Origin of the sequence: Formosa haliotis (genome assembly GCF_001685485.1) — a bacterium.
Classification (GTDB): Bacteria; Bacteroidota; Bacteroidia; order Flavobacteriales; family Flavobacteriaceae; genus Formosa; species Formosa haliotis.
On the sequence record NZ_BDEL01000001.1, the window covers coordinates 4,108,872 to 4,122,217 of the forward strand.

A 13,346-nucleotide genomic window follows, 5' to 3' on the forward strand; every position below is an offset into this window, starting at 1 on the left:
TAACATGAAATTGTTTAGGGCAAAACATCAAGATTTAAAACCCCATGAACTAACAAATGTTTCTCTGGTTTTAAGTGGAGGTGGGGCTCGAGGTGCTCTTCATTTAGGAGTGTTAAAAGCTTTCGAGGAAGCCGATATTCAAATTAATGCCATTTCTGGAACAAGTATAGGTTCTATTATCGGAGCACTGTATGCACAAGGTTTAAAAGCCGATGAGCTTTTAGATCTTATGATGAAAAGTACATTTGCTAAAATATTTAAATTTACCAAAAGAAAAGGTGGGGTTTTGCATATGAAAGCCATCAATAAATTGTTTAATATTTATATTCCTCACAATTCCTTTAGCGACTTAAAAATACCGTTTTACTGTTGTGTTACCGATCTCGATCAGGGCGGTTTTAAAATATTGGGTCCAGCAGATCAAGTTCCTCTACAGGCAGCAGTAATAGCATCATCTTCTATTCCCGTTATTTTTCCACCTGTAAAAATTAATAACAGTTATTATATAGATGGCGGTGTGTTTAATAACTTACCTGTAGAGCCTTTAAGAGAAGCTGGTTTTAAGCATATAATTGGAATACACGTGAATAATTATAAGTATGTACCGACACATAATATGCAGTCTGTTGCCGAACGTGTGTTTACTTTACTTATTAAGCAAAGTGTAAAAGCCAATCAGAAAATGTGCGATTTTAATATTGATCCGTTTTTGGATAAGACTTATCAAACTTTAGATTTTTCAAAAACAAAAGAGCTATACGACATAGGTCTTGAAGCAGGACGGAATTTTTTAAAGGAATAATTAGACTAGTAATCGTTATCTTTTTGAAGATACGCGTCTGGTATAGGTTTGTCTTCTGAAGCATTAGTCCATAATAAATTAATTATCCACCAACGATTTCCATCAAACATAAGTTGTATGCTGTTTATACCTTTCATGAAGGGCTCTTTATCCTTTTCGGAATAGTAAGCTTCAAATGTGCTAAATACTTGGGTTATATCTCCAAAAGTATTTACAATTCTATGGATTTCTTTTTCGTGAAATCCGTTTTTTAGCATCCAAGGTTTAGCGGTTTTTACATACTCGTCTGGCGACATATATTTCGCTTGTAGTTTGCCTTGATGATCTAAACCTGTAGTGATTAATTTAGCATCAGGTTTAAATAAAAATTTAAATAAATCCCAATCGCGTTTTTCTTTTTTATCACCAGATATCGATAAATACAAGGTTCCTAATGTGGTTTCTAAAGATTTTACAAAAGGAGTATAATTGGTTTTCTGAATTTCTACTTGTTTGTCTTTTTTCTGAGAATAAGAAGGTGTGCAAATGAGTAAACCTATCGATATGGCTAATAGAAATTGTTTCATTTTTTTACTGTTATAGGTTTATAGGAGCCATCCACTTTGTTCTTAATTTTAATTGTTGCGCTGATGGCGACTCGTTTAAAGAAAATGTATTGGTTTCTTTATTATAATCTACACCAATTAAATTGTAATAAGATGCAATTGGTAATGGTTTGCTGTTTATAATATAATCGTCGATAAAACCTTGAATTTCTGGATAGGTTTTATTGACAAAGGTTTTAAAAAATGTAGCATCGTCAAACGATTTGTTTGGGCCATATTCTTTAGAGAGGTCTTTAATAACATCAACATAACCCCGTTTTCCATCAGAAAGTTCTAGGAGTTTAATATCTAAAAGTCCGGCAACCAAAGCTCCTTTCATATAAATATTACCGTATTGCTTGTTTCCTTCTTTGGTGTACGAGGTAAGCGACAATTCTTCTAAGCTCACATCTGGTTTAAAATAATTAGCGTTAACCATTATTTTTTGAGAAAGCGTTTTAAAATATTCGTCTATCGATTTTAAACCAGAGCGAAAAAGCATCATATGTGCCGCCCATTCTGTAGTGCCTTCGTATAACCATAAATGTCTTGAAGGGACCGGGGTTATAAAATTAAATTGCCCTACAATTTCACTGTGAATATTTAGAGGGGTTACCACATGAAAAAATTCATGAGCAGCCACTTCAACAATTTGTTCTTCTAAATTTTCCCATCTATCTTCCTTGTAAATGTATTCCGAACTGTATGAATGTTCCCAAGCGCCGTTAGTTTTATCTTCAAAATGAAATAAGAATGTGTAATTTTTAACAGGTAAGCCATTTAGAAATCCACTTGCCGATAACAACATGTTTTTCATGGATTCTAAAATTTGGTCCGATGTAATTAATCCAGTTTTAGAATAGGTGTAAATATCTACATTGGTGCCTTCAACGTTCATTGATGCCTTAGTTAAATCTCCTAGTAAAATAGGGGAGTCTACAACTTTGTCATAATTTTCGGCGTAATATAAACTATCGCTAGTAATAGATAAAGCTGTACCTACTTTCCAAGTGTCTGGATAATCTAATTTTATCGTAATGGGGCTGTTTTGTTTGTCCTTAAAATACCCGAAAACGGCTTGGCCATTAATTAACGTATGGTCGTTTTCTATAGATGTACCACACATTAAATAAATGTTATTCTCGGGAACAGGAGTGTCCCAAGTTTCAGAAATTTGATATTCTATTTTAGCAATGTGCTCTGGGGTCGATAATTTAAACTGATTGGTGGTTACTTGCGTGGTTTCTAATTCTTTGCCTTTAGCATCAAAAGCCTTAAAACTTTTTACATACCTACCAATATCCATAACTTGATATGTACCAGGAGCCGTAGAAGCAAACTGAAAGATAGAGTTTTCTGCCGTTAATGCAGGAGGAGTAACGGTGACTTTATAAGTATCGTTAGAGCGGTCTAAAAGGTTAACCTCGAATTTTATATTATCAACAGTTTTTGTTGTTGAGTGTTTGGTTCCGCCACAAGAATATAATGCCAACGTAAAAGCGATAATTATAATTCTGAAACTCGATTTCATAGTATTGTAAGTAAATTTAACGCTAATATTATTTGTAAATCTTTTTAACCCGGTCTAGATTACGTTTGTTATCTCGGTCTTTTATGGTTTCACGTTTGTCGTAAAGTTTTTTACCTTTAGCAAGAGCGATATCTAGCTTAGCATAGCCTTTTTCGTTAATAAATAACTTTAAAGGTACAATAGTAAGTCCGCTATTTTTAACCTCTTTTTCAAGCTTTTTTAGCTCGCGTTTGTTTAAAAGTAGTTTGCGTTGTGCTTTTGGGTAGTGGTTGTAATGTGTACCGTATTTATATTCTTCAACAGTCATGTTTATAACGAATAATTCGCCTTGTTCGTTGAATTCACAAAAGCTTTCAGCAATAGATGCTTTGCTGCTTCTTATCGATTTAATTTCGGTGCCAGAAAGTACAATTCCAGCGGTATATTTATCTAAGATTTCGTATAAAAAACGAGCTTTCTTATTTTGTATGTTTATCTTTTTTTGCATAGATGTCAAAGGTAAATAATTAAATATAAATTAAGAATAGCTAAACCTTCAATTAAATGAAATTAAGTATAGTAATTAATCCTAAAACGTAACGAATTAGGTGTTTTTTTTAAGATAGGGAATGGTAAGGAAAATAAGTTGTTGTATTTCATCTGAAAATATGATCCGTTTAACTGTTGATTTTTTATTTGAATTTTAAGACTGGTATTTTCTTACAAGTATCATTATAATACGTTTAGTGAATCTCGATAAACTGAAAAGATGAGGTAAGGCTTTGTATTATAGCTTGTTGCTTTTGTTTAAAATAAGATGAAGATATTGAGTTTATCAGAAAAAAGCTATTTAAATATTACAGAAAATTAAATAATTCTTGTTTTTTCATATCAAGTAAAAGAAAATATAATTAAATTTGACTAGATAAATTTCTAACTTTATTTATAAATATTATGAAGAAAATTACATTATTATTCGCTTTTGCATTAATGCTTAGTGCAGCTAGTGTTTTTGGACAAGCAAGAAAAGAATTAAATTTTGGGTTAATTGGAGTGAATTATGAAATTCCAGTTCACAAAGATATTACTATTGCACCAGGTGTTGGTACAGATTTCGATTTAGACTGGCTTACTTTAGGTGTTAAAGCAAACTACTATTTCGATAATCTTTTCGGAATTACAGATCAAGCTTGGGATGTTTATGGTGGAGCTAACGCCGGGTATGGTCTTTACTTAGGAGATAATGATCATGACTCTAGTAAACTAAACATAGGGCTTCAAATTGGTGGACGTTGGTTCTGGAATGATAAATGGGGACTTTATGCAGAGGTTGCTGGAGGAAGTATCTTTACACCGTCTATTGGTGTTACAATGAAATTATAAGAGTGTAATTCTTATTATATAAAATGCCTTAAGAGTTTTTCTTAAGGCATTTTTTTTGTCTAATATGTATGTCTTAAAACAAAAAAAGCAATGTTATCTAAAATTGAGATTCACATTGCTTTTAATTTAACTAACCAACCTATTCTTTAAACGGGATTAGGTTTGTAATAGTATTTTAAAATTGTAGTTTAACAAAATTTTAAAGTTTTAAGCCCTTTATTATTTTTCTGAAACAAGATTATCTTGATTTCTGAATACTAATTCATCATCGAAAGCATCTAACAGAATTATACTATCTGTTGTTACTTTTCCAGATAAGATTTCTTTACTTAGGGCATTAAGCACCTCTTTTTGTATCACACGTTTTACAGGTCTTGCACCATATTCCGGGTTGTATCCTTTTTCGGCTAAATAGTTTATAGCTTCAGGAGTGGCATCAAAAGTAATGCCTTGTTGTCCTATCATTTTAGCGATACCTTTTAGTTGTAGTTCTACAATCTCTTTTATGTTTTCTTTGCTTAATGGCGTAAACATAATCGTGTCGTCTATACGATTTAAGAACTCTGGTCTTACCGATTGTTTTAAAACTGCTAATACATCTATTTTAGCTGATTCTATGGCGCTTTCAATATCATTCGTGGCTTCAAAACGCTCTTGAATAATCTGACTCCCCATATTTGAGGTCATAATGATTATCGTGTTCTTAAAGTCTGCTACACGACCTTTATTGTCTGTTAAACGTCCTTCGTCTAAAACTTGTAATAGAATATTAAAGGTATCTGGATGAGCTTTTTCAACTTCATCTAAAAGTACCACCGAATATGGTTTACGTCTAACCGCTTCTGTTAATTGTCCACCTTCGTCGTAACCAACGTATCCCGGAGGCGCTCCAACTAATCTGCTTACAGCATGACGTTCTTGGTATTCGCTCATATCAATTCGCGTCATTGCACTTTCGTCGTCAAACAAATATTCGGCTAAAGCTTTAGCTAATTCGGTTTTGCCAACTCCTGTTGTTCCTAAGAATAAGAAGGTTCCTATTGGTTTATGCGGGTTTTGTAAACCAGCTCTACTACGTCTTACCGCATCACTAACAGCTGTAATGGCTTCTTCTTGTCCCACAACACGTTTATGTAATTCGTGTTCTAGGTTTAAAAGTTTTTCGCGTTCACTTTGAACCATTTTAGTTACCGGAATACCAGTCCACTTGGCAACTACTTCAGCGATATCGTCGTAAGTTACTTCTTCTTTAATTAATGAGTTTCCAGATTGGTTTTCGCTTAATTCTTTTTGAAGTTGATCTAAACGTTCTTGGGCATCTTTAATTTTTCCGTAACGAATTTCGGCCACTTTACCATAATCTCCTTCGCGTTCTGCACGTTCTGCTTCAAGCTTGAAATTTTCGATATCTAATTTTGCAGCTTGAATATTGTCTACAACTTCTTTTTCGCTTTTCCATTTCGCATTTACCTCATTGCGTTCTTCTTTTAAGTTGGCTAAATCGGCAGTTAAACTTTTAAGTTTTACTTCGTCCTTTTCACGTTTAATGGCTTCAATTTCAATTTCTAACTGCATTATTTTACGATCTAAAACATCGAGTTCTTCTGGTTTAGAATTAATTTCCATACGCAATTTAGAAGCCGCCTCGTCCATTAAATCAATGGCTTTATCTGGTAAAAAACGGTTGGTAATATAACGTTCAGATAATTCTACCGCACCAATAATAGCTTCGTCTTTAATACGAACTTTATGGTGAGTTTCATACTTTTCTTTAATTCCTCGTAATATTGAAATGGCACTTTCTGTATCAGGCTCATCGACCATTACTTTTTGAAAACGACGCTCGAGAGCTTTGTCTTTTTCAAAATATTTTTGATATTCATCTAAAGTTGTTGCGCCAATAGCACGAAGCTCGCCACGAGCAAGCGCAGGTTTTAAAATGTTAGCGGCATCCATAGGGCCTTGTCCACCTCCGGCTCCAACAAGGGTGTGAATTTCGTCTATAAATAGAACAATATCACCTTCGCTTGTGGTTACTTCCTTAATTACAGATTTTAAACGTTCTTCAAACTCTCCCTTATATTTTGCACCAGCAATTAGGGCTCCCATATCTAGAGCGAAAATTTGTTTGTCCTTCAGGTTTTCTGGGACATCGCCATCTACAATACGGTGTGCTAAGCCTTCGGCAATAGCAGTTTTACCGGTTCCTGGTTCACCTACTAAAATAGGATTGTTTTTTGTTCGTCTAGATAAGATTTGAAGTATTCTTCGTATTTCTTCATCACGACCAATTACAGGATCTAATTTTCCGTTTTTTGCTAATTCGTTTAAATTTTTAGCGTATTTATTAAGTGCATTGTAGGTGTCTTCTTGACTTTGCGAGGTTACGCGATCGCCTTTTCTAAGCTCTTCAATGGCTGCTCTCAGGTCTTTTTCGGTTACCCCTTGGTCTTTTAGCATTTGAGCAATTTTGCTATTCGATTTAAAGATTGCAATAATTAAATGTTCGATAGAAACGTATTCATCGTTCATTTTTTTTGCAATGCTTGTGGCATCGTTTAAAGCGGTGCCTAGGGCTCTGGACGCCATAATTTCTCCTCCAGAAACTTTAGGAAAACTTTCTATTTGTTTGTCTACTGCCTGCTCTAAAATAGAAGTATTTACATTTAATTTCTTTAGAATAAACGGCAATACATTTTCATCGACTTCAGAAATCGCCTTAAATACATGTTCGTTTTCTATATTTTGCTGACCATTTTCTTGTGCGATTTGTTGCGCACGTTGAATGGCTTCTTGAGATTTTATTGTATAATTGTTAAAGTTCATTGTTTATGTGTTTTTCAATGCATATTCAATTATCTTACCAACACGAAATAAGCGACAAAATGACGTGTTTTTACAAGCAATACATGACTATTTGTCTTTTTTAATATGAAAATACTATTTAAAGTTAATAAAAAATATGGGTTTATTTGATAAAATGTTTGGTGGTAAATCGGAGAAAGTGGAGCGTGATTTGCCATGGAAACCGTTAGTGAGTATCGGTCAGTTAGAAGATATTAAAAATGCTTCGAATGAGAGACCTCAGGTGTTGTTTAAACATTCTACACGTTGTGGTATTAGTAGAATGGTATTAAGTCAGTTTGAAAAGGACTATAATAATGAAACCGATGTAGATTTATATTTTCTAGACCTTTTGCAGCATAGAGATGTTTCTAATGCTATTGCAGAGCAGTTTAATGTGTATCATGAGTCTCCGCAACTTTTAATTGTTAAAAATGGTATTGTGGTTAAACATGCATCGCATGGAAGTATTAATAATATAGATTTGACTACAATTTAAAACTTGTGTTTAAAAACTGTTTAATAAATTAAAATGCCTTTTAAAATATAGATTTTAAAAGGCATTTTTTATATCGGAATCTAAATAAATTAGATGCTTAACGAGTTAAATAGGTCTTTAAGTTTGTCGTCTGATGGTCTAGGAGCAGAAGGATCCACGATAGTACCATTAGGGTCGATTAAAATAAATCTAGGGATTCCTTTAATTTTATAATCAGTTACAAATTGAGATTTCCAACCTTCTGGTGCCATAACCTGAACTCCAGATAATTCTTTGTCTGCAACCATAGCTAGCCAGCTCTCTTTAGCTTTTTCCCAAGACCCACCATGCGATCTGTCGTCGTCTACAGATAGGCTTACAAAGGTTATGTTTTTATCGTGATATTCTTTTTCTAATGCTTTTAATGCAGGGATTTCTGCTTTACAAGGTCCGCACCAAGTTGCCCAAACATCTATGTAAACGTATTTTCCTTTTAAGCTTTCTAGAGATGTTTTAGATCCATCTACATTGGCATAGTCAACAAAAAGTGGAGACGGTTTACCTGTCAATTCTTGTTTTAAAAGGATGTTAGATGCGTAGTAATTTTTTGTTCCCTCTAACATCGGTTTAAGACTCTTTTCCATTTGGTTTGTAATGGTGGTGTCTATACCTTGCTTAGAGTTGTAAAACGTAGTTAATTCTTTTTCTATGTCATTAAATTTAGCATCTAGTGTCTCTAAATCCATAGAAGAGAAATCTTGATCAAAAAGTTTTTCTTGAACTAAAGATTTTTCGGCAAGAAAAGAGTTATTTGTAGCGCCTTCTCCCGTATATGTAATGGTTTCGTCAAATTCTTTAGTGTCTAGAGTGATGTTTAAATCGTAACCGTTTTTTAGGAATATGGTAGACGATTCTTTACCATCAAAAAGGTTGTAAAGGCCAGGTTCTACTTTTAATGTGTCCTTAAAGGTACCGTCACTATGTACTGCGATGGTTTTGTTAAACGTACGACTTCTAATAACTAGCGAATCGCTGTTTTGATCTGTAATTTTTCCTGAAAGTGTTACGTAATCTTTGTTTTTTGGAGTTTCTTGACAAGCAAAAATGGTTAGGGCTCCAATTGCTATTAGTATTTTTTTCATGTTTAATTGTTTATTTTCATCAAAAATAAAGTTTTACATTGATATAATGAACTCATCTTAACATTTTGTTTTTTTAAGAAAACTAAAGTGCAATTCGATGTAAACACTGTAATATTAGGCTTTAAGGGTGTAATTGTAATTTAAGAAGAGGAGGTGTAGCTTGTCATTTAAATCTTAAGGTATGTTCTTTAGTCTGGAGATTTATTCATTGTAATTCCTTGCTTTATTTGATAATAATGATGAATTTTACGCCCCAATAACTTCTATTATGAATAATTATCATTTAATTTCCGCAAAGACTCTTGATTTATCAAAATTCAAGAGATTATTACAGAGCAAATTCCTCTTCAATTATCTGAAGATGTAGTACAAAAAATAAAGGATTGTCGTGTGTATCTTGATGAAAAAATGAAGGCACAAGATTCTCCAATTTACGGTATCAACACAGGATTTGGGTCGTTGTATAATGTGAAAATTTCAAGAGAAAATTTAACAAAATTACAAGAGAATTTGGTAATGTCTCACGCTTGTGGGACAGGTGAAATTGTGCCTGTTGAAATTGTGAAATTAATGTTGTTGTTTAAAATACAGTCATTAAGTTATGGGCATAGTGGTGTGCAAATAGAAACCGTTAACCGACTAGTAGATTTTTTTAATAATGATATTTTTCCAGTAGTGTATTCCCAAGGTTCACTAGGTGCTTCTGGCGATTTAGCTCCTTTAGCGCATTTGGCACTGCCTCTTTTAGGGCGAGGAGAAGTGTTTTTTAAAGGTAAAATTGTTCCTTCTAAAAAGGTGCTTAAAAAATTCGATTGGAAACCAATTGCATTGCGATCTAAGGAAGGTTTGGCACTTTTAAACGGAACACAATTTATGAGTGCTTACGGAGTCCACTTGTTGTTGCAATCTTATAAGTTGTCTTATTTAGCCGATTTAATTGGAAGTATTTCCTTAGATGCTTTTGATGGAAGAATCGAGCCTTTTAACGCTTTAGTGCATTATGCTCGACCTCATAACGGGCAAATAAAAACAGCAGAACGTGTTCGCGAATTTTTAGATGGAAGCGAATTAATTGTTCAGCAAAAACAACATGTACAAGATCCATATTCGTTTCGTTGTATCCCGCAAGTACATGGAGCTACAAAAGATGCATTGGCATTTGTTGAAAAAACATTTAAAACAGAAATTAATTCGGTAACCGATAATCCAAATATTTTTGCTGAAGAGGATGAAATTATCTCTGGAGGAAATTTCCATGGTCAGCCGTTAGCCTTGGCTTTAGATTATCTTAAAATAGCAATGGCCGAATTGGGGAATATTTCTGAACGAAGAACCTTTCAGTTGGTTTCTGGTTTAAGAGGTTTGCCAGCGTTTTTGGTGAATAACCCAGGATTAAATTCTGGATTTATGATTCCGCAATATACGGCTGCAAGTATTGTTAGCACGAATAAACAATTGGCGACGCCTGCAAGTGTAGATAGTATTGTGTCGAGTAATGGGCAAGAAGATCATGTAAGTATGGGAGCTAATGCTGCTACACAAGCGTTTACCTTAGTTAATAATGTAGAGCGTATTCTTGCTATAGAATTGTTTAATGCTTCTCAGGCTTTACAGTTGCGTTCGCCTTTAAAATCTTCAGAATTTATTGAATCTCTATTAAAAATGTTTCAGGCAGATGTGCCTTTTGTAACCGATGATAGAATTTTGCATAACGATATAGAAGCGTCTATTGCATTTATAAAAAACTTAGCAATAGATTCTACCGAATTGTTTGGGTAGGATCTTATGACACAAAAAAAGGGGCAAATATTGTGAAATATTTGCCCTTTTTTATATAGTTAATAATCTTAAGATTCTGTTGGGTTTTCTTGTTTTTCAATGGTAATAACAAGCTCTTGATTTGCTTCGTCCAAATCCATTAAAATAACATCGCCTTCGTGAATTTTAGAGGTAATAATCTCTTCGGCTAAAGCATCTTCAACATACTTTTGGATGGCTCTTTTTAGAGGCCTTGCTCCGTATTGTTTATCGAACCCTTTATCTGCAATAAAACTAGTTGCTTTCTCGCTTAATTGTAAATCGTAACCTAAATCTTTAATTCTTAATAATAATTTATCAAGTTCTATTTTAATAATTTGGTTAAGATCTTCTTTTTCTAAGGTGTTAAATACAATAACATCATCAATTCTGTTTAAGAATTCTGGAGAGAAGGCTTTCTTTAAAGCGCTTTCTATAACTCCTCTAGTATTGGCGTCTTCTTGTGCTTTTTGAGATGCTGTACCAAATCCAATTCCTGTACCGAAATCTTTCAATTTACGAGCACCAATGTTAGAGGTCATGATGATAATTGTGTTTCTAAAATCAATTTTACGACCTAAACTGTCGGTTAAGAATCCATCATCTAACACTTGAAGCATCATGTTGAATACATCTGGATGCGCCTTTTCAATTTCATCTAAAAGTACTACAGCGTATGGTTTACGACGAATTTTCTCGGTTAATTGTCCGCCTTCTTCATAACCTACGTATCCTGGAGGTGCACCTACTAATCTAGAAATTGCGAATTTCTCCATGTATTCGCTCATATCTATTCTAACAAGGGCATCTTCGCTGTCAAATAATTGCTTTGCAAGTACTTTGGCTAATTGCGTTTTACCCACACCTGTTTGTCCTAAAAATATGAAGGAACCAATAGGTTTGTTAGGGTCTTTTAGTCCGGCACGGTTACGCTGAATGGCTTTTACCACCTTAGAAACGGCATCGTCTTGACCAATTACTTTTCCTTTAATTAGTTCTGGTAAACGGGCAAGCTTGTTACTTTCTGTTTGTGCAATTCGGTTAACAGGAATCCCCGTCATCATAGAAACGACATCGGCTACATTGTCTTCTGTTACAACTTCGCGATGTTGTTTAGTTTCTTCTTCCCATTTTTCTTGCGCTACTGCTAATTCCTTTTCAAGACGTTTTTCGTCGTCTCGTAATTTCGCAGCTTCCTCGTATTTCTGCTTTTTAACTACAGATGTTTTGGTGTCTCTAACTTTTTCTAACTCTTTTTCAAGTTCTAGAATTTGTTTCGGCACGTTTATATTTATAATGTGCACACGAGACCCAGCTTCATCTAAAGCATCAATAGCTTTGTCTGGTAAGAAACGTTCGGTCATGTAACGATTTGTAAGTTTTACACAAGCTTCTATAGCCTCTGGTGTATAATTTACATTGTGATGACTTTCGTATTTATCTTTAATATTATTTAATATTTCTATAGTTTCTTCTACCGTTGTAGGTTCTATAATTACCTTTTGAAAGCGACGTTCTAAGGCGCCATCTTTTTCGATGTACTGTCTGTATTCATCTAAAGTTGTTGCACCAACACATTGAATTTCTCCACGTGCTAAAGCCGGTTTAAACATGTTGGAAGCATCTAAACTTCCTGTTGCCCCACCAGCACCAACAATGGTATGAATTTCGTCTATGAAAAGAATAATATCATCATTCTTTTCTAATTCATTCATAACCGCTTTCATACGTTCTTCAAACTGTCCGCGATATTTTGTGCCAGCAACTAGGCTGGCTAAATCTAGAGTTACCACGCGCTTGTTAAATAGAATTCTAGAAACTTTACGTTTTACAATTCTATTTGCCAAACCTTCCGCAATAGCAGATTTACCAACTCCAGGTTCTCCAATTAAAAGCGGGTTGTTCTTTTTACGACGACTAAGTATTTGTGATACACGTTCAATTTCTTTTTCACGACCAACAACAGGATCTAGTTTCCCTTCTTCGGCCATGGCAGTTAAATCACGACCAAAATTATCTAAAACAGGAGTTTTAGATTTTTTGTTGGTTTTACTTGTAGGAGAATTGAACAAGTTATCTTTTGTAGCATCGTCATCGCTCGCACTATCGTCTTGGAACGATTCTGCTTTTGGTTCTATATAATTATCATCGTTTGTAATCATAAGTTTAAATTGTTCTTTAACGTTATCATAATCTACTTTTAGCTTATTTAAAAGCTTAGTGGTAGGGTCGTTTTCGTTCCTTAAAATACACAGCAATAAATGCGCGGTATTAATGGAATTACTTTGAAATAATTTGGCTTCTAAAAACGTAGTTTTTAAAGCCCGCTCAGCTTGTCTGGTAAGGTGCAAATTCTTTTTCTCGTTAGAAATTGCCGTTAGGGTAGGGTTTGCAGGGCTTAATATTTCAACTTTTCTCCTTAAATGATTTAAATCTATATCTAAGGCATTTAAAATGTTTATTGCTTTCCCGTTTCCGTCTCTTAAAAGTCCAAGCATAAGATGTTCTGTACCTATAAAGTCGTGACCTAAGCGTAGGGCTTCTTCTTTACTGTATGCAATAACATCTTTTACTCTTGGTGAAAAATTATCATCCATAAATTAAATCCTTTCTGCATTAAAATTACTAAAACATATTACCAAAGGCAAAAAGTATTCCTTAAATTATATGATTTGTGCTAAGAGAAATAAAATCTTTAATAAATCAAAATAATTAGGGGCTTACTTATTAACTAAACACCTAGGGTAGATTGTTAATAAAAACTGTTAAAAAAGCTGTTAAAACCCCTGCTATGACTCGGGAAATG

General features: G+C 34.0%; 9 protein-coding genes and 1 pseudogene. 4 read left to right on the plus strand and 6 right to left on the minus strand.

Features of this window, described 5'->3' with window-relative positions:
• The first annotated feature begins 4 nt into the window (after positions 1-4).
• Positions 5-802 (plus strand): patatin-like phospholipase family protein, encoded by a 798-nt coding sequence (locus tag A9D35_RS17465; RefSeq protein WP_066225380.1) that lies wholly within the window; start codon positions 5-7, stop codon positions 800-802.
• Between the two features lie 5 nt (positions 803-807).
• Here A9D35_RS17465 and A9D35_RS17470 read toward each other — a convergent pair whose 3' ends face one another.
• The 3 genes from A9D35_RS17470 to smpB are packed head-to-tail and all read right to left on the minus strand — an operon-like array spanning position 808 to position 3,404.
• Complete coding sequence (locus A9D35_RS17470; protein WP_066225382.1) at positions 808-1,368, minus strand: hypothetical protein; 561 nt, start codon at positions 1,366-1,368, stop codon at positions 808-810.
• A gap of 10 nt (positions 1,369-1,378) precedes the next feature.
• Positions 1,379-2,917: a M61 family metallopeptidase gene (locus tag A9D35_RS17475; protein WP_066225383.1), complete on the minus strand. Its 1,539-nt coding sequence runs from the start codon at positions 2,915-2,917 to the stop codon at positions 1,379-1,381.
• A 28-nt stretch (positions 2,918-2,945) separates the two neighbouring features.
• Positions 2,946-3,404, minus strand: coding sequence for an SsrA-binding protein SmpB (smpB, locus tag A9D35_RS17480; protein WP_066225386.1), 459 nt, complete (start codon positions 3,402-3,404; stop codon positions 2,946-2,948).
• A 446-nt stretch (positions 3,405-3,850) separates the two neighbouring features.
• Between smpB and A9D35_RS17485 the strand changes: the two genes are divergently transcribed.
• Positions 3,851-4,279, plus strand: coding sequence for a hypothetical protein (locus tag A9D35_RS17485; RefSeq protein WP_066225388.1), 429 nt, complete (start codon positions 3,851-3,853; stop codon positions 4,277-4,279).
• A gap of 219 nt (positions 4,280-4,498) precedes the next feature.
• Here the strand turns inward: A9D35_RS17485 and clpB are convergent, their stop codons facing one another.
• Positions 4,499-7,105 carry an ATP-dependent chaperone ClpB gene (gene clpB / locus A9D35_RS17490; protein WP_066225390.1) on the minus strand — a complete coding sequence of 869 codons (2,607 nt, stop codon included), beginning with the start codon at positions 7,103-7,105 and terminating at the stop codon, positions 4,499-4,501.
• 136 nt (positions 7,106-7,241) lie between these two features.
• On the opposite strand from clpB, the gene ytxJ reads away from it, so the two are divergent.
• Entirely contained in the window at positions 7,242-7,622 is a 381-nt protein-coding gene (ytxJ, locus tag A9D35_RS17495) for a bacillithiol system redox-active protein YtxJ (RefSeq protein ID WP_066225392.1), read from the plus strand.
• An 89-nt stretch (positions 7,623-7,711) separates the two neighbouring features.
• Here the strand turns inward: ytxJ and A9D35_RS17500 are convergent, their stop codons facing one another.
• Positions 7,712-8,743, minus strand: a complete 1,032-nt coding sequence (locus A9D35_RS17500; RefSeq protein WP_066225395.1) for a TlpA family protein disulfide reductase — start codon at positions 8,741-8,743, stop codon at positions 7,712-7,714.
• 268 nt (positions 8,744-9,011) lie between these two features.
• Between A9D35_RS17500 and hutH the strand changes: the two are divergent.
• Positions 9,012-10,522: pseudogene (gene hutH, locus A9D35_RS17505) on the plus strand (histidine ammonia-lyase).
• Between the two features lie 68 nt (positions 10,523-10,590).
• On the opposite strand, the gene A9D35_RS17510 reads toward hutH, so the two are convergent.
• Complete coding sequence (locus A9D35_RS17510) at positions 10,591-13,137, minus strand: ATP-dependent Clp protease ATP-binding subunit (protein WP_066225397.1); 2,547 nt, start codon at positions 13,135-13,137, stop codon at positions 10,591-10,593.
• Positions 13,138-13,346: the final 209 nt, after the last annotated feature.